This window comes from Streptomyces sp. NPDC057486, from assembly GCF_042802415.1.
GTDB classification, from domain to species: Bacteria; Actinomycetota; Actinomycetes; order Streptomycetales; family Streptomycetaceae; genus Streptomyces; species Streptomyces yanii.
On sequence record NZ_JBHVEE010000176.1, the window covers coordinates 1 to 18,335 of the forward strand.

21 protein-coding genes and 3 pseudogenes are annotated in these 18,335 nt (G+C 69.0%); 12 read left to right on the forward strand and 12 right to left on the reverse strand.

All coding sequences use genetic code 11. The features are described 5' to 3' along the window. Window positions 1-214: pseudogene (locus ACFU6I_RS43305) on the forward strand (TetR family transcriptional regulator); the annotation flags it as partial. Between the two features lie 230 nt (window positions 215-444). Here ACFU6I_RS43305 and ACFU6I_RS43310 read toward each other — a convergent pair. From ACFU6I_RS43310 to ACFU6I_RS43320, 3 genes are all read right to left on the reverse strand, one after another. Continuing rightward, window positions 445-1,095 (reverse strand): HAD-IA family hydrolase, encoded by a 651-nt coding sequence (locus tag ACFU6I_RS43310; RefSeq protein WP_384378454.1) that lies wholly within the window; start codon window positions 1,093-1,095, stop codon window positions 445-447. 185 nt (window positions 1,096-1,280) lie between these two features. Beyond that, window positions 1,281-2,114 (reverse strand): prephenate dehydratase, encoded by an 834-nt coding sequence (locus ACFU6I_RS43315; protein ID WP_384378457.1) that lies wholly within the window; start codon window positions 2,112-2,114, stop codon window positions 1,281-1,283. Next, the gene (locus ACFU6I_RS43320; protein ID WP_384378459.1) at window positions 2,089-2,343 is read right to left on the reverse strand and encodes a hypothetical protein; all 255 of its coding nucleotides are present in this window, start codon (window positions 2,341-2,343) and stop codon (window positions 2,089-2,091) included. The genes ACFU6I_RS43315 and ACFU6I_RS43320 overlap by 26 nt, the downstream gene beginning before the upstream one ends. Window positions 2,344-2,692: 349 nt before the next feature. Between ACFU6I_RS43320 and ACFU6I_RS43325 the strand changes: the two genes are divergently transcribed. Continuing rightward, complete coding sequence (locus tag ACFU6I_RS43325) at window positions 2,693-3,457, forward strand: GNAT family N-acetyltransferase (RefSeq protein ID WP_384378502.1); 765 nt, start codon at window positions 2,693-2,695, stop codon at window positions 3,455-3,457. Window positions 3,458-3,861: 404 nt separating this feature from the next. Here the strand turns inward: ACFU6I_RS43325 and ACFU6I_RS43330 are convergent, their stop codons facing one another. Continuing rightward, window positions 3,862-4,890, reverse strand: coding sequence for an aldo/keto reductase (locus tag ACFU6I_RS43330; protein WP_384378461.1), 1,029 nt, complete (start codon window positions 4,888-4,890; stop codon window positions 3,862-3,864). Window positions 4,891-4,995: 105 nt separating this feature from the next. Between ACFU6I_RS43330 and ACFU6I_RS43335 the strand changes: the two genes are divergently transcribed. Continuing rightward, entirely contained in the window at window positions 4,996-5,925 is a 930-nt protein-coding gene (locus ACFU6I_RS43335; RefSeq protein WP_384378464.1) for an AraC family transcriptional regulator, read from the forward strand. 105 nt (window positions 5,926-6,030) lie between these two features. On the opposite strand, the pseudogene ACFU6I_RS43340 reads toward ACFU6I_RS43335, so the two are convergent. Beyond that, window positions 6,031-6,212, reverse strand: a pseudogene (locus ACFU6I_RS43340) (IS5/IS1182 family transposase); the annotation flags it as partial. Between ACFU6I_RS43340 and ACFU6I_RS43345 the strand changes: the two are divergent. Beyond that, entirely contained in the window at window positions 6,199-6,612 is a 414-nt protein-coding gene (locus ACFU6I_RS43345; RefSeq protein WP_384378467.1) for a hypothetical protein, read from the forward strand. The pseudogene ACFU6I_RS43340 and the gene ACFU6I_RS43345 overlap by 14 nt on opposite strands. Here ACFU6I_RS43345 and ACFU6I_RS43350 read toward each other — a convergent pair. Continuing rightward, the gene (locus ACFU6I_RS43350; protein ID WP_384378470.1) at window positions 6,609-6,794 is read right to left on the reverse strand and encodes a hypothetical protein; all 186 of its coding nucleotides are present in this window, start codon (window positions 6,792-6,794) and stop codon (window positions 6,609-6,611) included. The genes ACFU6I_RS43345 and ACFU6I_RS43350 overlap by 4 nt on opposite strands. Before the next feature lie 367 nt (window positions 6,795-7,161). Here ACFU6I_RS43350 and ACFU6I_RS43355 point away from each other — a divergent pair, with 367 nt between their 5' ends. From ACFU6I_RS43355 to ACFU6I_RS43365, 3 genes and pseudogenes are all read left to right on the forward strand, one after another. Then, window positions 7,162-7,557 carry a VOC family protein gene (locus tag ACFU6I_RS43355; RefSeq protein WP_384051452.1) on the forward strand — a complete coding sequence of 132 codons (396 nt, stop codon included), beginning with the start codon at window positions 7,162-7,164 and terminating at the stop codon, window positions 7,555-7,557. A 130-nt stretch (window positions 7,558-7,687) separates the two neighbouring features. Further along, window positions 7,688-7,846: a transposase gene (locus ACFU6I_RS43360; RefSeq protein WP_384378473.1), complete on the forward strand. Its 159-nt coding sequence runs from the start codon at window positions 7,688-7,690 to the stop codon at window positions 7,844-7,846. Continuing rightward, a pseudogene (locus ACFU6I_RS43365) lies at window positions 7,818-8,282 on the forward strand (helix-turn-helix domain-containing protein); the annotation flags it as partial. The gene ACFU6I_RS43360 and the pseudogene ACFU6I_RS43365, both read left to right, overlap by 29 nt. 32 nt (window positions 8,283-8,314) lie before the next feature. Here the strand turns inward: ACFU6I_RS43365 and ACFU6I_RS43370 are convergent. After that, a complete protein-coding gene (locus tag ACFU6I_RS43370; RefSeq protein WP_384378476.1) occupies window positions 8,315-9,391 on the reverse strand; it encodes an NAD(P)/FAD-dependent oxidoreductase in 1,077 nt (358 codons plus the stop codon). Between the two features lie 336 nt (window positions 9,392-9,727). On the opposite strand from ACFU6I_RS43370, the gene ACFU6I_RS43375 reads away from it, so the two are divergent. Then, entirely contained in the window at window positions 9,728-10,756 is a 1,029-nt protein-coding gene (locus tag ACFU6I_RS43375; protein ID WP_384378479.1) for a hypothetical protein, read from the forward strand. A gap of 9 nt (window positions 10,757-10,765) precedes the next feature. On the opposite strand, the gene ACFU6I_RS43380 is transcribed toward ACFU6I_RS43375, so the two are convergent. The 3 genes from ACFU6I_RS43380 to ACFU6I_RS43390 all read right to left on the reverse strand — a co-directional run bounded on the left by ACFU6I_RS43380 (window position 10,766) and on the right by ACFU6I_RS43390 (window position 12,641). After that, window positions 10,766-10,990, reverse strand: coding sequence for a hypothetical protein (locus ACFU6I_RS43380; RefSeq protein ID WP_384378482.1), 225 nt, complete (start codon window positions 10,988-10,990; stop codon window positions 10,766-10,768). 136 nt (window positions 10,991-11,126) lie between these two features. Continuing rightward, window positions 11,127-11,309, reverse strand: coding sequence for a hypothetical protein (locus tag ACFU6I_RS43385; protein ID WP_384378484.1), 183 nt, complete (start codon window positions 11,307-11,309; stop codon window positions 11,127-11,129). A gap of 132 nt (window positions 11,310-11,441) precedes the next feature. Further along, the gene (locus ACFU6I_RS43390; protein WP_358861502.1) at window positions 11,442-12,641 is read right to left on the reverse strand and encodes a Gfo/Idh/MocA family oxidoreductase; all 1,200 of its coding nucleotides are present in this window, start codon (window positions 12,639-12,641) and stop codon (window positions 11,442-11,444) included. Between the two features lie 229 nt (window positions 12,642-12,870). Here ACFU6I_RS43390 and ACFU6I_RS43395 point away from each other — a divergent pair, with 229 nt between their 5' ends. Continuing rightward, complete coding sequence (locus ACFU6I_RS43395; protein WP_384378487.1) at window positions 12,871-13,641, forward strand: helix-turn-helix domain-containing protein; 771 nt, start codon at window positions 12,871-12,873, stop codon at window positions 13,639-13,641. A 21-nt stretch (window positions 13,642-13,662) separates the two neighbouring features. On the opposite strand, the gene ACFU6I_RS43400 is transcribed toward ACFU6I_RS43395, so the two are convergent. Beyond that, window positions 13,663-14,232, reverse strand: a complete 570-nt coding sequence (locus tag ACFU6I_RS43400) for an XRE family transcriptional regulator (protein WP_345519996.1) — start codon at window positions 14,230-14,232, stop codon at window positions 13,663-13,665. A 135-nt stretch (window positions 14,233-14,367) separates the two neighbouring features. Here ACFU6I_RS43400 and ACFU6I_RS43405 point away from each other — a divergent pair, with 135 nt between their 5' ends. Both ACFU6I_RS43405 and ACFU6I_RS43410 read left to right on the forward strand, forming a co-directional pair. After that, window positions 14,368-14,574: a hypothetical protein gene (locus ACFU6I_RS43405; RefSeq protein ID WP_384378490.1), complete on the forward strand. Its 207-nt coding sequence runs from the start codon at window positions 14,368-14,370 to the stop codon at window positions 14,572-14,574. A 30-nt stretch (window positions 14,575-14,604) separates the two neighbouring features. Continuing rightward, the gene (locus ACFU6I_RS43410) at window positions 14,605-15,237 is read left to right on the forward strand and encodes an SAM-dependent methyltransferase (protein ID WP_384378493.1); all 633 of its coding nucleotides are present in this window, start codon (window positions 14,605-14,607) and stop codon (window positions 15,235-15,237) included. A 154-nt stretch (window positions 15,238-15,391) separates the two neighbouring features. Here the strand turns inward: ACFU6I_RS43410 and ACFU6I_RS43415 are convergent, their stop codons facing one another. Continuing rightward, window positions 15,392-15,733, reverse strand: coding sequence for a WhiB family transcriptional regulator (locus ACFU6I_RS43415; RefSeq protein ID WP_384378496.1), 342 nt, complete (start codon window positions 15,731-15,733; stop codon window positions 15,392-15,394). 521 nt (window positions 15,734-16,254) lie between these two features. Between ACFU6I_RS43415 and ACFU6I_RS43420 the strand changes: the two genes are divergently transcribed. Continuing rightward, a partial coding sequence (locus tag ACFU6I_RS43420) for an ATP-binding protein (protein WP_384378499.1) occupies window positions 16,255-18,335 on the forward strand: 2,081 nt, incomplete at its 3' end.

Sequence of the window (18,335 nt, forward strand, 5' to 3'; positions counted from 1 at the left end):
CAACCGCCGCGACGCATGCGTCGAGGAAGTCGACACCTTCCTCCAACGCGCCACCCACGAAGGCCTCCTACGCCCCGACCTCCCCCACGGCTGGGCAAACGCCCTGCTCCCCCAGCTCATGCACCTCGTCTCCCGGCAACTGCCCGAACTGAGCGCCGCACAGGCGGCGGACGTCGTCGTCGATACCCTGCTGCGCGGTCTCGGAGCGTCCTGACACGACGAAGGCCCCCTGGAACACAGGTGTTCGTGTGTTCCAGGGGGCCTTCGTACGCGTCCGCGGCGTGCGCCTCCGCCGACGCTCAGCTCATTCCGCCGCCTCCGGGCCCTCGGCGGTACCGGAGGCTCCCTGACCCTCCTCCTCGCGCGGGCGCCGGAAGACCGCCGGAGGAATCGGCACGGTTCCGGGGATGCGGAAGTGCCAGGCCCAGTCTCATATGTCTCTCCTCATGCGATGACCCGGTCGGGGTCCTTGCCGCTCAGCGGGACACCGAGCAGGCTCTCCAGTGCGGCGACCGTGCGGGCGGGGTCCACAGCGTGGACGGTGGCGAATCCCAGTTCCGCCGCGGGCGGCAGGTACTGCTCGGTGTCATCGACGAACACGCAGTCCTCGGCCTTCAGGCCGAGCGCGTCGAGCACCAGCCGGTACATCTCCGGCTCGGGCTTGCGCGTCCCGTGGACCTCCGACAGCACCACGGCGTCGTAGAGCCTCTCCAGCTCGTACCCGTCGTACAGGTTCCACGGGGCCAGGCCGACGGAGTTCGAGAGGATGCCGACCTTCACTCCGGCCCGGCGCGCGGCAGCCGCCGCGGCGATCACCGAGGTCTCGGGGCGCAGGTCGGCGAAGACGCGGCCCATCAGGTTCTCCGGCCGGACACCGAGGAGCCGGCCGGCCGCCTCGTTCCAATGTGTCTGGGTGAGCGTGCCACGTTCCAGCCTCTCGGTGAGCCGGATTCCCTCGGGGTCCAGATAGAGGCCGGTGAGCAGAGTCCCCGCGGCCAGTCCCTCGCGCTTCTCAAAAGCGAGTGCGGCAGGCAGCAGAGGGGTCGTCAGCACACCACCGAAATCGAGGACGAGGCCCTTGCGGTACTGAGTCATGTTCACACCTTAGCCTTAGAAGGTGTGCGACACCTGCCTCGCACCAGGTCGCCATGTTTCCTGCCATGGGGACACATATAGGACGGTCGCATGCGGTCGCATGTGAACTCGTCGGCAGGTCGGCCATGTCCGGCTGAGGAGGTTCTTCCCGCCCGCCGCACCGCATCTCCGTACGGGCGGCCCGGTCAGTCCTTCAGCCGGCGCGGATGCGCGGGGTACACCCCCAGGATGCGGACCTCGGAGGAGAAGAACCGCAGTTCGTCCAGGGCGAGGGCGACGCGCTCCTCGTCGGGGTGCCCCTCGATCTCCACGTAGAAGCGGCTGGCGTCGAGCCCCGCGCCCATCTGATAGCTCTCGATCTTGGTGAGGTTCACCCCGCTGCTGGCGAACCCGCCGAGTGCCTTGTACAGCGCGCTCGGGATGTTGCGTACACAGAAGAACAGGCTCGTCATCGTCGGCTGCCCCACCGGGAGCCGTTCGTAGTCCCGGGACAGGACGACGAACCGCGTGGTGTTGTCGGGGTCGTCCTCGACCTCTGGCCGCAACACATCGAGGCCGTGGAGTTCGGCCGCGGCGGGCGGGGCGAGCGCCGCGTGCCTCGGGTCGCCCAGCTCCGCCACCTCGCGCGCCGCTCCGGCGGTGTCGTCGCTGACGAGGGTGCGCCAGGCCCCCTCCCGCAGCAGCTTGCGGCACTGCCCGAGGGCGTGCACATGGCTGCGGACGCACTCCACCTGGTCCAGGGTGGTACCGGGCACTCCCATCAGGTCGAAGCGGATGGCGAGGAAGTACTCGGCCACGATGAACAGTCCGGACTCCGGCAGCAGGTGGTGCACGTCGGCGACGCGTCCGGCCGCGGAGTTGTCCACCGGGATCACGGCGACGTCGGCTGCGCCGAGAGTCACGGCGTCCAGGGCCTGCTCGAAGCTCGTGCAGGGCAGCTCGCCGCACTCGGGGTAGAGGGCGCGCGCGGCCGTCGCCGAGTTGGATCCGGGTTCACCCTGATAGGCGACGGTCGTCATCGTGCTGAGCCTTCCTGAAGGAGATCCTGTGGTCGGGCGGCAGGAGCTCCGTCGCGTACCGCGCCTGCTGAAGTATCGGCGAACCGGCCTCGATGACACCCAGCAGGGGGTGGGGTCGCCGTTCCCGTCCACCGTCGGCGTGCAGGGCCAGCCACGGACCGGTGCGCTCGTACGGGGGCAGGTGCCACAGTCCGGACAGCGCGAAGCCGCCGACGGTCGACCGAACCACCGGCGTCCTGGGGAGACCGGTGCGGGGAACGGCGGCGGCGAGGGACGCCGCCCGGTACCAGGTGCCGGTGAAGGCCCGTCAGGCCTCGGCCGGATCGCGGTGACCGCTCGACTCGAAGGCGGCATGCCGGCTATGTTCTTTGGCTCCTCGATCACCCGGAGGTGCCCAACACTATCCACGTCTGGCAGACCTTGATCGCGGCTGAAGCCAGAGGGTGAGGCCTCTAAGGCGCGTATCGAATGTGCTGGTCGGCGAGCGATCCAAAACCACGTGCAACCTGCGCCCAGTCATGCTGGGATCATTCGTTATGAATGTCCATTTTCTCAATGACGCCGACTTGACGGACAGGATGGAGCAGAATCTGGCGGAACATGCCTGTCACCTGCATCGGAACATGAGCGGTGCGACCGTTGCAGAGACTGATGACCTCCTGGTCGCCGACAGCGGCCTGGACGACGACACTTTCAACATCGTTGCCGCGGCCCGCTTCACCGTCACCACCGCTACAGCACGTATCACGGAGACCGCCCAGACACTGGCTCGCACCGGCCGCCGCTTCTCCTGGTGGGTGGGGCCCGCCTCGAGGCCATCGGACCTCAGCGCCCGCCTGACGGCGGCTGGTCTGCCGGCGTCCGAACGTGAGACGGCGATGTGGGCCGAGCTGGACGACACCCTGCCGCTGCCCGCCGCCCCAGGACTGGACATCCAGATGGTGGCCACAGCCGAGCAGCTCGCCGACTACGCCACCGTTCTCGCCGCGAACTGGACCCCGCCCGCTGATACCGTCCACCGCTTCTTCACCCAGGCCGCCCCGCAGGCCCTGGCCGCGCACTGTCCGGCCCGTTACCTGGTCGGTTACGTAGACGGCCGTCCGGTCTGCTCGGCCGAAGTGTTTCATCATGCGGGGGTTGCCGGGATCTACAACATCTGCACCCTGGCCGCCCACCGCCGACGCGGCTACGGCGGTGCCATCACACTTGCCGCACTCCACACGGCCCGCGACCGAAACCACCACATCGCGGTCCTGCAGGCGTCCACCGACGGCGAGCCCGTCTACCGCCGCCTGGGATTCCGCTCCTGCGGCCAGTTCACCGAACACACCATCAGCCCCTGAACACCCCGAACTCCACAAGCCACCTGCCCACTTTCACAACGGTCCTGGTCACAGCCACTCGTCGATGGCCGCGACGAGAACGGTCGCCTCGTAGCGGACCGCGAGCTTGTCGTACCTCGTGGCAACCGCCCGGTGCCTCTTGAGACGATTGATGCCGCACTCGACCGCATGGCGCTCGCGGTAGTCGGCCCTGTCGACGCCTGCCCGCAGGGCGTACTTGTGCGCTCCTGCGGCGGATCACGGTGCGGACCCATTGGGTCGCCACCGATTCCCGGGAGGTGATCCGTATGCGGGAGGCCGAGCAGGACGGCCTCCCGACCGGCCATCTGCGCCTTGCCTCCCCGTACGACCCGGACGCGCGCTTGGCGGCTAGAGGCAAGAGCCTGTTCCGGTGCGGCGTCCGATCAGGCGGCTGAGCGCTCACCGTGGGGACGTCGACGCAGAGTCGGGACGAGTACCGCGGGCGGCTGGTAGGCCATGTCGAGGGTGCCGACGTCGGTGCCCGGCGGCACGATCTTGTCGATCTGGTCCAGGACGTCGTCGCCAACGTCGGCCTCGACGCCGGCGAGCAGGTCATCGAGCTGCTCCATCGTCCGCGGACCAATAAGTGCGGAGGTGACCCCCGGGTGGGTGAGGACGAACGCCATCGCCAGGTGGGTCAGCGGCAGTCCCACCTCGTCGGCGAGCGGGATCAGTTGCTCCACGACATCGAGACGTTGGTCGTCCTTGAGGTGCTGGAAGCCGTACCGCGACCGATGCGTGGCGGCCTGCTCTCCCTTGCGGTACCGACCGGTGAGCAACCCGCCGCCGAGCGGGGACCAGACCAGTGTGCCCATGCCGAACTCCTGCGCGACCGGGAGCACTTCGCGCTCGATCCCGCGGTTGAGGATCGAGTAGACCGGCTGCTCGGTGCGCAGCCGTGCCAGACCGCGCCGCTCGGACACCCAGTGGGCCCGGACGATCTCCGAGGCGGGCAGTGAGGAGGTCCCGAACGCGCGGATCTTGCCGGCGCGCTGCAGGTCGGTGAGTGCTGAGAGCGTCTCCTCGATGTCGGTGTCGGGGTCGGGCCGGTGAATCTGGTACAGGTCGACGTAGTCGGTCTCCAGGCGGCGCAGTGAGTCCTCCAGCGCGCGCATCAGCCAGCGCCTGGACGCGCCTTGGTGGTTGGGCTCGTCACTCATCGGCATCCGTGCCTTTGTGGCGACTACGACGTCCGCGCGGCGGCCCCGGAGCGCCTTGCCGAGGATCTCCTCCGACTCGCCGTGGGAGTACACGTCGGCGGTGTCCACGAAGTTGATCCCGGCGTCGAGTGCCTTGTGGATGATCCGGATGGATTCGTCGTGGTCGGGGTTGCCGATGGCGCCGAACATCATCGCACCCAGAGCGTAGGGGCTGACCTTGATGCCGGTCCGACCGAGGCTGCGGTAGCGCATGGGGCTCCTTCTGTCCGTCAGTGTCGCGTGATGCCCCCAGCCTGCGCCCCCAGCGGCGTACTATGAATACTTGTCCGTTCGGATTACTTGCGCGAAAGTACGAACATGGCAGTTGATCAGCTATCGCAGGTTCTCGACTTGGTCCAGGTGCGCAGCGTCCTGACCGGTGGCGTCGCGGCGCGCGGTGGCTGGTGGTCGCGCGGACCGCTCGTGGACCCGGTGAAGTTCTTCGCGATGGTGAGCGGCCGAGCCCGGCTGACGACGGACGGTGTCGACCGCCCGGTCGAACTCGAGCCCGGCGACGTGGCGATCCTGATAGGGCGGTCCTATGTGGCCTTCGAGGCGGGTGACGAACCTCGCCATGAGGTCCAACCGGAATCCGATTTCTCCGCGGCCCGGTTCGTCGGCGCCAATCACCACACCGACGACGTACTCATCGGCGGCTGCGTCGATGTCAACGAGGCCGGCCGGGCACTGCTGCTCGGCGCTCTCCCGCCGGTGGCGCACGTGCGCGCATCCGTCTCCGACGCCGATCCGTTGCGGGCCGACCTCCTGCGGCTCTTCGACGAGGCGACCAGTGACCGGATCGGCTCGGCGTTCGCGATCCGACAGTACGGTCAACTGTTGCTGCTCGAGGCGCTGCGCGTATACGTCGGCCAAGCCGATCTGCCGCCGGGCTGGCTGCGACTGCTCACCGATGACCGGCTCCGGCCCGCTTTGGACCTGATCCACGCAGAGCCAGGAAGAGCGTGGGGCTTGGCCGAACTCGCGAGCGCGGCAACCATGTCGCGGACGTCGTTCGCCGAGCGCTTCCGGGAGGTGGCCGGAATGCCACCCCTCACCTATCTCAGCCACTGGCGGATGCTGCTGGCGCAGCGGGCGCTCCGGGAGGACGACGTCCGCGTCGGGACGCTTGCCGCCGAGCTGGGCTACGGCTCGGAGAGCGCCTTCAGTACCGCCTTCAAACGGGTCGTTGGCGAGGCGCCGCGGCGCTACCGGCTGCGCGTTCGTGAGGAAACCGCCGCGGCAGGCTGATCCGCCCCGGGCTTGCCTTTCCGCCCAACGTGGTAGCGGTAGCGTTGGTCGTGGCAGCGGCCGCGCTCCCGGTAGCAGACGGGGCCGTGAAAGGAGTCCGGGTCGCAGGTGGCCCAGCAGCCGCAGCGCATCGGTGACCACGGCGTCGACGAGTTCGACGCGGGCCTGCTCGTCGTTCCAGGCGATGCGGGGTTTGCCGGGATCGGTGTAGTCGTGCGCGGTGCACTGCACGGCAGCGACCTCGGCGCGTGGAGCACTTCGCGGACGGCGGCGATGAGCTGGGTGATCGGGCACATGGCGGCTCTCGCCGCCCTCACCCCCAACGAGCCCTCCTATCAGCCCGGGTTCGAGAAGGCGGACACCTCTGTGACCGCTGCCATCGCACTCAACGGCTATCTCGGGGCGTACTTCGACGGGGATCCGGCGACCTCGCCGGTGAACCTCGTCCGGGCAGATGCACCACCGTTCCTCATCGCGCACGGCGACCTGGACGAGCTGGTGGAGACCGAGAACCCCAAGGCCCTCGTCACCGCCCTGCGCTCTGTCTCCACCTCGCCGGTCGTGTACGTCGAACTCCCGGGCGGGCACCACGCCTTCGACCTCTTCCACTCCTTCCGTTTCGAGGCGCTCATCGACGGCATCGAGGAGTTCGCCGCGTGCGTGCGGGTGGGGAAGAGGGCGTCCTAGAAGACCGATGGACGATCATAGGGTCCCGCCGCACAGTGGATGGCCCACCAGTCCCAGTGGCCAACCGGATTCCATTCCTCGGTGAGGTTGGTGTTGTAGGGCGCCATGGCGGCAGCTATCGCCTGTGGAACCTTCCGAGGCGCGGTCGGCGGCAGGCACACAGTGGCGAAGAATTTGGTCATGCCCCGGAGCGTAAGCCCCGGGATTTGTCCGCCCATGTGACTGCCACCTCGTCGGATCGTTGTCTCGGCCATGGGGCGGGACGAGCTGACAGATGCGGAGTGGGAGCGGCCCTCGGGCCCCGCCGCTGCCTGTCTGCGGCATCGCTTCCGGTCACTCGCGCCCACACGGCACAGCCGCAGACCGCCGGGCCCCGTACCCCGGACGGGCACCCGCCCCGCAAGCTGCGATGCTCATTGATCACGACCCGATACGCGCCCAGGCGGTTTCCTCCGGATCAAGCCCGACTGATGTCCCTGGTCGAAAAGATCCCGGATCCGTCGGACGGACGGCCTACTCTGAGCCCCGTCCGTACTATCTGGGAGAAGCATGACAAGCAGGTTCACCGAGTTGACCGTTGACTGCCACGATCCGGAGAGGCTCGCGGCCTTCTGGTGCGAGGTCCTGGACTTCAAGGTGATCGACCGGAGCGAGGACAAGGTCGAGATCGGCTCCTGGGTCCCGACCGTCGAGGATGTCCGAGCCCGCCAAATGCCGCCCACCCTGGTGTTCATCCGAGTACCCGAGGGCAAGACCGTCAAGAACCGACTTCACCTCGACGTCAGTCCGATAGATGGCAGCACCCAGGACGAGGTGACCAGATTGCTCGACCTCGGCGCCACCAAGACGGACGTGGGCCAGGGCCCGGACCGGAACTGGGTGGTCATGGCCGACCCCGAGGGCAACGAATTCGATGTCCTGCGCACCCTGGCACCGCAGGGCTAGGCCGCCGTCTTCAGATCATCAGATCGTTCGTTGATGTGTGTCGTTGACTGATGCCCAGTGGGCCCGCATCGAGCCGTTGCTGCCGGATCGGACGCCGAAGCGGGGTGGGCGGTAGCGTGATCACCGGCAGGTGATCGACGCGATCGCGTTCAAGTACCGCACCGGGATGCCGTGGATGGACCTGCCTGAGCACTTCGGCTCGTGGAAGGGCGCCCACAACCGGCTTCGGATGTGGGCGGCCGACGGCACCTGGGAGAGGGAGCACGCTGTCGCGCCTCAAGGGCGGTGAACGCAAGCCAACGCTCGAACTGGTCCTTTCGCTGGCCCGCGCGTACGGCGTTCCGCTGGACGACCTGGTGGGAGCCCCGCAGGCCGGGGATCCCCGCGTCCACCGGCGTCCGGTCCACCGCCCGGGCATGACGTGCATGCCGCTGACCCGTCGGGCCAGCGGCATGCAGGCCCACAAGCTGGTCATCCCGCCACGGCCGTACGAGACCGAGCCGGAGACGAGGACGCACGAGGGCTACGAGTGGGTCTACGTCCCCGAAGGCCGACTGCGTCTGGATCTCGGCGACCGGGACCTCGTACTCGACCCCGGCGAGGTGGCCGAGCTCGACACCCACGTGCCCCAGTGGATGAGGTCGGCCGATGCCCGGCCGGTCGAACTGCCATTGCTGTTCGGCGGCCAGGGCGAGCGCGCCCACCTTCAGGCCCGCTCGACCTGACGACGCGTCGAGGGGCATCGCACGCACATGCGTCAGCCCTGCCGGGGTTCACCGGAAGGCAGCAGACCGTCGAGGCCGTGGCGGCGATCGCCCATCGCCCGCTCGCAGAGGGCCGCCTCCGCCTCCGGTGTGAAGGCACCCACAGGATTCCCAGCTCGGCGGCGAGCGAGCGCGGCCTCGGTGTCGGCGGCCACCAGGTCGGCGTTGATGGCTGCTGCGGCCCGCACCCCCGCGGCGGCTGCCGCCGGTACCCCGTCCAACACGTCCGCCACATTGCCCGCGACCCACACCCCGGGCACGGCGGTGAGCCCGGCGGCATCCGCCCCGACCTGGTCCCCGATGGCCATCGGATGCTCCGCCGCCGTCAGACCGAGCCCTGCGAGCACATCGTCCCGAGCCTCCAGCCGAGGAGCCACGACCAGCACGGCGAGCGGAACCCGCGGTCCCGATGCCAGCCGTACGCCCGCCAGGCGGTCGTCCTCGATCTCCAGCCGAACGACCTCCCCGTCCACCACGGCGATCCCACGGGCCGCCAGCTTCTCCCACTCCTCCTCACCCAGGTCACCGCCGGTGTGCCGGAACAGGGTGACCTGATCGGACAGCTGACGGAAGAGCAACGCCTGATGGACGGCGGCCGGGCCTGTGGCCAGCACCCCGACCGGCTGGTCCCGTACCTCCCAACCGTGGCAGTACGGGCAGTGCAGCACGTCCCGCCCCCAACGCTCGCGCAGCCCGTCGAGGTCAGGAAGCCGGTCGACGAGCCCGGTGCTCACCAGCAGCCGTCGCGCCCGAAAGCGGCGCCCGCCCGCCGTTGCCACCACGAATCCGTCGCTGTCCCGGCCGGCGGACACCGCCCGGTCGGCGATCACCCGCCCGCCGTACGCGGCAACCTCCTCCCGCCCTGCCCGTAGCAGTTCGCCGGGGGCGATGCCGTCCCGGGACAACAGGCCGTGCACGCCGGAGGCGGGGCCATTGCGGGGCTCGCCGGAATCGACGACCACCACAGACCGCCGGGACCGGGCGAGCGTCACCGCGCCGGACAGGCCGGCGACTCCGCCACCGATGACCACCACATCGACTTCGCTGGAATTGTTCGCGATCTCAGTCATACCGGCACCCTCGCCCGGCACCTCACCGCAGACAAGAATTCATGCTGTTTCAGCAATAACCAACTCCAGCGTCGTCAGCGCTCAGCCGGCGCGCTCAGGTCCCGCAACCTGAGGGTCGCCAGGAGGGCGAGCTGCTCCTGCCTCTCTACCAGTTCCCTCGGCGTCAGGGACGTGGCTCTGTCCACAAGAGCGGGCAGCAGTTGCGTACCGGCTCGGGAGGCAGCCAACGCCCGCGTGCGAAGCGAAATGTTCACGGGTTCCGACAGCACTGACGTGGAGCGGTTGCCTTCGGGGGCGCTGCATCATGGCGGTCGGCCGCTGTTTAAGGTCACTTGCATGTCGAGGACCACACCGCCGCGCCCGCTCGATGTCGAGGCGCTGTTCCCGGAGCTGTCGGCCTACCGGGGCACCACCACCCGCCTCCACCCGCGCCCGGGCCGACCGGACGTGGCGGCCAGTTCCGTGGGCGGTCCGCTGCTGTGGCCGACGAACGAACCCTGGCCGATGTGCACCGAGCCCCACAGCCACGCGCGTGGCCGACGCCCGGCGGACATCCGCCGGGAGCGACAGATCCTGGCCTCCGCATGGCTCCGCGAAGCGAACCCCGGCCCCACAGAAGGGGAACGGCAGCTGCTGGAGCAACTGGGCCAGAAACACCGCGTGCAAGAGGCTGCTACGACCGATCCAGTGCCACTGATCGGCCTTGCGCAGCTCTGCAGGAGGGACATCCCCGACCTGCCGGCCGGGCCGGACGACTGCGATCTGCTCCAAGTGTTCTGGTGCCCCTTCGACGCGCACGGCCCGACCGGCTACGGCATGCTGCTCGACCTGCGCTGGCGCCGATCGTGGGAGGTCACCGAGGTGCAGACTTCACCGCCGCAGCCGCAGGTTGTCGGCTTCGAGGGGTACGTGCCCGAGCCGTGCGTGCTGTACCCGGAGCAAGTGGCCACCTACCCGTTCGCCGGCCTTCTCCCGGAGGACTTGTGCGCCCGGATCGACGCCTGGGAAGAAGCGCTGGAGGAGGAGGCGGAGGAACTGGCGGACGACGACGCAGCAGTGGTCGGCTACCAGTACGACCTGTCCATCCCACCGGGCTGGCGCGTCGGCGGTTACGCCTCCTGGCACACCACCGACCCGTCCCCCATGGACTGCCGGACCTGCTCGACACCGATGCACCTGCTGCTGACCATCGACAGCTCGGAATGGGACGGCGGCAGCGGCAGCTGGAAGCCACTGGAAGAGCAGGACCTTCCCACGCACCGGTCCGCTACACCGACCGAGGTCACCGTGGGCCGCTGGGGCAAACTCAACATCTTCGCCTGCCCTGAAGAACCCGGCCACCCGCACCGCTGGAGCATCCAGTAGGCCGCTCGGTCATGACCACTGCACGTGGGTGAAGATGGCCATCGCCACGATCAGACCCAGCATGGTGCCCGTGTAGAGCATCAGCGGGGTCTGGCACCCGTCACCTCGTGCAGCCGAGAACAGGCCAACCGCAAGGGCGCCGGCCAGGGCAGGCGCTGTCGCGAGGCCCAGCTTCTGTCGTCTCGTGTTCGCCAGGATGCGCAGGATCGCGATACGGAGGTCCTCCTCCGACATGTCATCCACCGGAGTCTCGGACGTGGCCGTCACGGTCGTCGACGTGGCCGTCGAGCCGGTGGTGAACGCCGGGGTGGTGAAGAGGAGGGCCCGCGTCAGGGCGGCGGGACGACGAGCAGGGCAGCGAGGGACGGTTTCACGGATGTGTGCCTCCGTGGTAGAGCTGTCGGTGCGAAGGCCCTCGCCGTAGATCCAGGTGCTGCTGGATCCAGGGGATGCGGACCGCGAAGGATCCGGAGACCGAGCCGTGCACGGCGAACACCAGGGCGACAGCCCGCCTGGCCCTGCGTACGGTCTGCTGGTCGTACATCTGGTTCATCCTTTTCAGGATGTCGGCAGGTCCCGTACGCCGACTGCGGGCAGCTCCGTCCTGCCCAGGAAGGAAGGGACAAGGTGGCAGGTCCCGCTGTCGTGCGGGGTCCGGCAGCGGCGCTCCCGGACCCCCTGGGTCTCACGCCGTCGGCGCGTCGCCGAAGTCCGGGATCGCCAGCCGGACGCCGCCCTGCCGCGCGGACTCGTGCGCGATGATGCCCGGCAGGGTGTAGCGGGCCGCGACCCAGGCGTTGACCGACGGCAGGGTCCGGGAGTTGACGGCGGTCACGAAGTCGTCCACCAGGAAGTGGTGGCTGCCCTCGTGGCCGTTGTGCAGCTCGTCGAACTCGCGCGGCAGCCGGGAGCGGTCGTGCACCGGTGCGGAGCCCGAGGTGAACGCGGCCCGCAGGTCCGGCGCGATGTGCTGGAGCGAGGGGTCGTCGGGGGACATGGTGGGCTTGGGCTCCAGCAGCTCGCTGATGTCCTCGATCCCGTTCTTGTCCTGCCAGTGCGCGACGGTGGCAAGCTGCTCCATGCTCGCCTCGGTGCCGAAGAAGCGGAAGCGTGATTCGCGGATGTGCGAGGGGTAGCCCACCCGCCGGAACTCGTTGGTGCGGAACGAGCCGCCGCCCGCCACCTCGAACAGCGCCGTCGCGTTCGACACGTCGTTGTCGAACTGGCTCACCGACCGGTCGAAGACGCCGTCGCCCCGGTCGTCGGTCACGCCGATCGCGGACACGCTCACTGCGTGCGTCTGCCAGGCGCCGAGGACGCCGCCCACCGCGTGCGTCGGGTAGAGCAGCGGCGGGTAGCTGGCGGTGGCCTTCCAGTTGTCGCCGCCGCTGTACTGGTAGGCCTCGTAGAAGCCGAGGTCCATGTCGTGGACGTAGTCGCCCTCGGCGTAGAAGATCCGGCCGAACGCGCCCTTGGCGATCTGGTTGCGGGCGTGCACGGTCGCCGGGTTGTACTGGCTGGTCTCGCCCATCATGTACGTCAGACCGGTCGCCTTGACCGCGTCGATGATCGCCGCGATCTCCTCCGTGCTGATCGCCATGGGGACGGCGGAGTAGACGTGCTTGCCGGCGTTCAGGCCCTGCACGACCAGCGGGCCGTGGGTCCAGCGCTGGGTGAAGATCGCGACCGCGTCGACGGCCTCGGACTCCAACATCGCCTCGTACGACGGGAAGGTCCCGGTGAGGCCTTCGGCGGCGGCCAGTTGCTCGGCCCGCTCGGGGAGCAGATCGGTGACGTACACGTCCCGCACTCCGGGGTGGGCCAGGAACAGCTTGGCGAACTGGCCGGAGAACTGGCCGGCGCCGACAATGCCGAGCGAGAACACAGAGAACTCCTCATCGTGGAATAAGAACAACGATCTGGTCCCGCCCCGCAGGCTTGCGGCCGGTGCCGTGGCGGGCATCAGCCCTGGGCGGTCTTGTGGACCTCTACGACGATAGGGGCCTACGATCTGCCAAGTCTTCATTGATGAGAGCGAGAACTTCTTGGATTCTCAGATCCTGCCTCACGCCGTACCACCGAGCCTCACGGGATGGACAGGCCGACCGGAGCTCATGGGCGCCGCGCATCAGCACGACGACCTGGAGATCAACCTGGTGGCCGAGGGCGGCACGATGCTCTACCTGTTCGGCGGCGTGCCCGTCGAGGTCGGCCCGGGAAGCGTGGCTGCCTTCTGGGCTGCGGTGCCGCACCAGCTCGTGGCGAACTCGGCGACCCGCGTCCACTGGGTCTACGTGCCCTTCGCGACGTTCCTGGGCTGGGGGCTGCCCGACTCCCTGGTCAGTCGCCTCCTGTCCGGCATACCCCTGGTCTCCGCGCCCTCGGCCGCCGTGCAGACCGATCCCGCGAACTTCGCCCAGTGGGCCGCCGACTTCACCAGCGACCAGCCCGAACGCCACCGGATCGCGATGCTCGAAGTCGAAGCCAGGCTCCGCCGACTCGCCCTGGCGACCCTGGGAGAACCGGTGTGCCGGTACACCGGAGGTGACCCGGCGCTGCGTCGGGTCTTCGCCATGGTGCGGTACATCGCCGAACACTTCCGCGAACCCCTCACCGTCGCCGACATCGCCGGCGCCGCGCAGCTGCACCCGAACTACGCGATGACCCAGTTCCGCAAGGTTGTGCACACGACGGTGAGCGACTACCTGATGCAGTGCCGCCTTGCCGAGGCTCGCCGACTGCTGGTCACCACCGATCTGCCGGTCAATGACGTGGCGTCAGCAGCGGGCTTCGGTTCGGTCAGCCGGTTCTACACGGCGTTCACCTCCGCCTGCGGCACACCCCCGGCCGCCTTCCGACGTGAGCACTGGGGCCCCGCACGGTGACGGCTGAGACAGAACGGCGTGTCAGGTGCGGGCCTTGAGGTGGGCCCGTTCCCCCTGGTGCCCGAACAGGACGAGGAGTTCCACGGTCTGCTCGCCGTCGGGGCCGAGCCAGTGCGGCACGTGGGTGTCGAACTCGGCGGCTTCGCCCGGCTTGAGGATCACGGTCTTCTCGCCCAGGAGCAGGCGCAGCCGGCCGGCGAGGACGTAGACCCACTCGAAGCCCTCGTGGGTCTTCAACTCCGGTTCTGTGCCGGGTCGGGCCGGAATCAGCAGTTTGTGGGCCTGGATGCCGCCGGGGCGGCTGAGCGGCACATACGTCATGCCGCCCCGGGTGACGGGCTTGAGATGGATGCGGGGATCACCCGTGCGTGGTGCGCCGACGAGTTCGTCCAAGGGCACGGCGTAGACCTCGGCCAGTGGCAGCAGCATCTCCAGGGTCGGCTTACGCATTCCGCCTTCGAGGCGGGAAAGCGTGCTCTCGTTGATCCCCGTTTCCTCGGCGAGCCTGGCCAGCGTCATGCCGCGACGGCGTCGCAGCTCCCGCAGTCGCGGCCCGACCGCCCTCAGCCTGTCCTGCTTCGCGCTGCCCATACCCACCATCATGCTGAAACGGCATGAAGCTTTGCAACTTCAGCAGCGGGGAACGCATGGTCCTCACACCGGGGCCCGCACCATCGAGCCGCCCCTGGCCGTGACCTTTCCCTATCTCTTGTCGAGGACTTGCCCATGCTGACTGCTGACACCGACAACCCGGACACGGGTGCGCCCGCCCTGGATCCGCAGCGCCGGCAGCCCCGGGAAGTGCTGCTGGACGGATACGTACACGGTTACCGCATCGCGTTCATCGCCGGCGCCGTCCTGTTCGCCCTCGCCCTGGCCGCACTCCGGCTGCTGATCCGTTCGCGGCGAACCGCCGCAGCACAGGCCGCCTGATCACTGCCACGGGCAGAAGGAGAGAAACCGATGAACATGACCACCGACTCCGCCGACTTCTGGGAAACGCACTACACGGGCCTCGACGCGCAGTGGGGCACGGCGCCCAACCAGGTACTGGCCGACCTCGTCACGGCCCTGGCCGCCACACCGGCAAAGGCCCTGGACCTGGGCTGCGGACACGGCGGCGACGCCCTCTGGCTCGCCTCACACGGCTGGAACGTCACCGCCGTCGACGTCTCGACCACCGCCCTGTCCCGAGTCACCGCCGGTGCCGAGGCGTTGGGACTGGCCGACCGCGTCCGCACCAGCCGCCACGACCTCGCCCGGACCTTCCCCGACGGCTCCTTCGATCTGGTCAGCGCCTGCTACTTCCACACGCCCATCGAGATCCCCCGCCAACAGGTCCTGCGGCAGGCGGCCCGGGCCGTCGCCCCCGGCGGCCTGCTGATCGTCGTCGAGCACGCCTCCGTAGCCCCCTGGTCCTGGCAGGCCGGCCAGGACATCCGCTTTCCCGCCCCCGCCGAGGTACTGGCTTCCCTGGAACTCGGCACCGACTGGCGTACCGAGCGGTGCCACGCACCCCAGCGCACCGCCACCGGCCCCCGAGGGCAGCAGTCGACCGTCACGGAGAACGTCATCGCGGTCCGACGGGCTCTGTGACCCGCCGTGTCCCGTCACACGCTTCGTGAGCGTGAGCATCAACCGCAGTGCCCGTTGCGCCGCCGGCTGACGCCCGCGTGTCACGCCGGGGCCGGTTGTCCTCGAAGTCCGTCGGCAGGTCGTCCTCCGGGTTACGCCACCGGTTCGCCCCCCATCACCCAGGTCTCCCGGCGCCGTACCGCGTCCCGCACAGCGGCGATGCCGCCTCCTCGGACACCCGGACCGGCTCCGGTTCCGGCTCCCGGTGCGTCGTCCCGGCCCGGAAGACCTCCGCCCAGGACGCGACGCCCGGACGGCGGCGCAGAAGCGACCTGCGCTCCCGCTCGGTCATCGCGCCCCACACGCCGTGTTCCTCCCGGTGGTCCAGGGCGTAGGCCAGGCAGTCGAGTTGGACCGGGCACTTGAAGCACACGATCTTGGCCTCGTCCTGGACGGCGCCTTCGGCGAACATCCGTTCCGGCTGCGTCCGGCACAGCCCTCGGTCGACCCAGTCCATGTCGCCTCTCTCCCGGCGGTGCGCCCAATGGGCTCCGCCCGCCGCGTCCGCACACACCTGCCCATCAGACACGTGACCTAAACTCACACGTGTGATCTCAAGTTCCCGGCCGGTCCGCGCGGCCGGACGGTCCACGTGGCCACCGACCGAGCTGCGGCGTCCTTGACGGAACCCGTAAAACCCAGAGAAGGCTGAGCAACAAGAACTTTTTCGGCCATGCCAGGTGACTAAAAAACTCAGGGAATCTAATCTTCTGTTCGGATGTGGTGTGAGTGGCGGGTGCGGCCGCTGCTCCGCACTCCGCATGTGACGAGTCGGCCACCGGCTCAGCCATGGCACGCGCAGCGGCTCGCCGGACGCATTCGGCGAGCCGGTTCTGTCGTGGTGAGCCGGGTGGCGGGGGACTCAACGGTGCGGCAGAGCAACGACGTACCCTCGCCGTGAGCCTGACGGTCCGCGTGCAGGGGTGCGACAACCACCAGGCCAGGCGCTGGTTCAGCGGTGAAGGGAGTGGGGGGACGATGGAATCGATCGGCAGGACCATGGTCGGCCGCGAACGCGAGCGGGAGGTGCTGTCCGACTTCGTGACGGCCTCGGGGGGTCGGGCTCTCGTGCTGCGGGGTGACACGGGTGTGGGCAAGAGCGCTCTGCTGGAACACGTGGCCGACCTCGCGGCGGCCGAGAAACACAGGGTGATCCGGGCGGCCGGGGTCGAGGCCGAGTCGGAGTTGCCCTTCGCGGGTCTGCACCAGTTCCTGTATCCGCTGCTGTCCCACATCGACCGGCTGGACGATGTCCACCGCAGGGTCTTCGACGTCATCTTCGGCAGGACCGAGGGCACACCCCCCTCGGTCATGACCCTCGGTATCGCCGTCCTCGACCTGCTCTCGCTCGCGGCCTCGGAGAACCCCCTTCTGATGGTGCTCGACGACGGCCAGTGGCTGGACGCCTCCAGCACCCAGGTGTGCGGGTTCGTGGGCCGCCGGCTCACCGGCAGTTCGGTGAAGCTGGTCGTCGTGCTGCGCGCCGACCTGCCCTCGGGCTTCGACACCGCCGCTCTCCCTGAACTGCCGGTGACAACGCTGTCGGAGAGCGCCTCCGAGCAGCTGCTGGACATGCACCACCCGGGGCTGGACCAAAGGATCCGCCGTCTCGTCCTGGACGAGGCGCACGGAAATCCGCTGGCACTGCTGGAACTGCCGCCGTATGTGCGCGGCAACCGGGCCGCACGCACCGCCGAGGAACTGTTCGGGTACACCGGCATCCCGCTCCCCCTGCGTCTGCAGCAGGTGTACGGCGCCCGTATCGAGGCCCTCGACGATGCCGTCCGCGCGGAGCTGCTGCGCGGCGCCCTCGACGGTGTCGGTGCAGGTATGGCGGCCGACCGCCCGGGCAGCACGCACTACCGCATGATGGAGGCCGACGAGGCCGCGGACTGCGGACTGCTGGACATCGACCCGCTCACCGGCAACTTCGTCTTCCGGCATCCTCTGGTGCGGTCGACCGCTGTGCAGACGGCGACCCCCAACGAGCGGCGCGCGGCGCACGCCGTACTCGCTCAGGTGCACCATGACGATCTGGAACGGCGGGCCACGCACCTGGCGGCCTCGGTGGTCGACCCGGACGAGGAGGTCGCCGCGATGCTGGAGGCAGCCGCGAACTCCGCCGTCCCGCGGGGCGGCGCGATGGCCGCCGTGGCCTGGCTGACCCGGGCCGCGGAGCTGAGCGAGAGCCGCGAGGAACGGTCCAGGAGGCTGGGCAGCGCGGCGTACATCGCCGGGCACTCGGGCCAATTGGACCAGGCCCAGCGGCTGGTCCGCGCGGGCACCGGGGCCGGCAGCAACGACTCCCCGGCATCGGTGGTCGCGTCGGCCTACGTGGCGCTCTTCGAGGACGGGGACGTGCGGTCCTCGCAGCGCCAGGTCTTCGCGGCGATCGAGAGCATGCTCGACAGTGGGGTGCGGGAACCGGACGAGTTGCTCACGCGCCTGGTCGACCTGCTGCTGGCGATCAATCAGTACGCGAGTGACAAGACCGCGTGGGAGCGGTCTCATGAGCTTCTGGATCCTCTGGGCGACCTGGTGTCCACGTATTCACGCATCTACCAGGATGCCTGGGGCGACGTGGTGCGTCGTGGCGCCGGTGTGCACGAGCGGGTGGAACGCGCCTTCGCCGGAGTCCACGAGATGGAGCCGTGGGACGCCACCAGGCTGGGGGTCGCCGCCTACCACGTGGACACGCTCAGCCAGTACCGGCCGGCTCTCCAGCGCACCGTGGACCGCGAGGTGGAGACGGGGGCACTGGCCGACGCCATGACCATGCTGCATCTGATCATGCTGGACCAGATCGCGGTGGGTGAGTGGGACGAGGCGGAACGGACCGGACAGCGTTGCCTGGACCTGACGACAACGCACCGGCACGCGCTGTTCGTCCATCACACCCAGGCGTATTTGGGTCTGTTGGCCGCTCTGCGGGGCGAGGCGGACCGGGCACGGGAACTACAGGCCGTGGTCGACACCTGGGCCCGCCCCCGCGGCGTCGGCTTCCTCACCCAGATCACCGACACCATCGGCACCACCGCCGCCCTCACCGAAGGCGACTA

Coding starts and splice junctions, on each gene's coding strand:
- ACFU6I_RS43375 (WP_384378479.1), top strand. CDS start 9,728: ATGTCGAGGACCACACCGCCGCGCCCGCTCGATGTCGAGGCGCTGTTC.
- ACFU6I_RS43315 (WP_384378457.1), bottom strand. CDS start 2,114: ATGACGACCGTCGCCTATCAGGGTGAACCCGGATCCAACTCGGCGACG.
- ACFU6I_RS43405 (WP_384378490.1), top strand. CDS start 14,368: ATGCTGACTGCTGACACCGACAACCCGGACACGGGTGCGCCCGCCCTG.
- ACFU6I_RS43350 (WP_384378470.1), bottom strand. CDS start 6,794: ATGACCAAATTCTTCGCCACTGTGTGCCTGCCGCCGACCGCGCCTCGG.
- ACFU6I_RS43330 (WP_384378461.1), bottom strand. CDS start 4,890: ATGCGCTACCGCAGCCTCGGTCGGACCGGCATCAAGGTCAGCCCCTAC.
- ACFU6I_RS43355 (WP_384051452.1), top strand. CDS start 7,162: ATGACAAGCAGGTTCACCGAGTTGACCGTTGACTGCCACGATCCGGAG.
- ACFU6I_RS43335 (WP_384378464.1), top strand. CDS start 4,996: ATGGCAGTTGATCAGCTATCGCAGGTTCTCGACTTGGTCCAGGTGCGC.
- ACFU6I_RS43310 (WP_384378454.1), bottom strand. CDS start 1,095: ATGACTCAGTACCGCAAGGGCCTCGTCCTCGATTTCGGTGGTGTGCTG.
- ACFU6I_RS43385 (WP_384378484.1), bottom strand. CDS start 11,309: ATGAACCAGATGTACGACCAGCAGACCGTACGCAGGGCCAGGCGGGCT.
- ACFU6I_RS43400 (WP_345519996.1), bottom strand. CDS start 14,232: ATGGGCAGCGCGAAGCAGGACAGGCTGAGGGCGGTCGGGCCGCGACTG.
- ACFU6I_RS43345 (WP_384378467.1), top strand. CDS start 6,199: ATGAGCTGGGTGATCGGGCACATGGCGGCTCTCGCCGCCCTCACCCCC.
- ACFU6I_RS43325 (WP_384378502.1), top strand. CDS start 2,693: ATGGAGCAGAATCTGGCGGAACATGCCTGTCACCTGCATCGGAACATG.
- ACFU6I_RS43395 (WP_384378487.1), top strand. CDS start 12,871: ATGGGCGCCGCGCATCAGCACGACGACCTGGAGATCAACCTGGTGGCC.
- ACFU6I_RS43410 (WP_384378493.1), top strand. CDS start 14,605: ATGAACATGACCACCGACTCCGCCGACTTCTGGGAAACGCACTACACG.
- ACFU6I_RS43380 (WP_384378482.1), bottom strand. CDS start 10,990: ATGTCGGAGGAGGACCTCCGTATCGCGATCCTGCGCATCCTGGCGAAC.
- ACFU6I_RS43370 (WP_384378476.1), bottom strand. CDS start 9,391: ATGACTGAGATCGCGAACAATTCCAGCGAAGTCGATGTGGTGGTCATC.
- ACFU6I_RS43415 (WP_384378496.1), bottom strand. CDS start 15,733: ATGGACTGGGTCGACCGAGGGCTGTGCCGGACGCAGCCGGAACGGATG.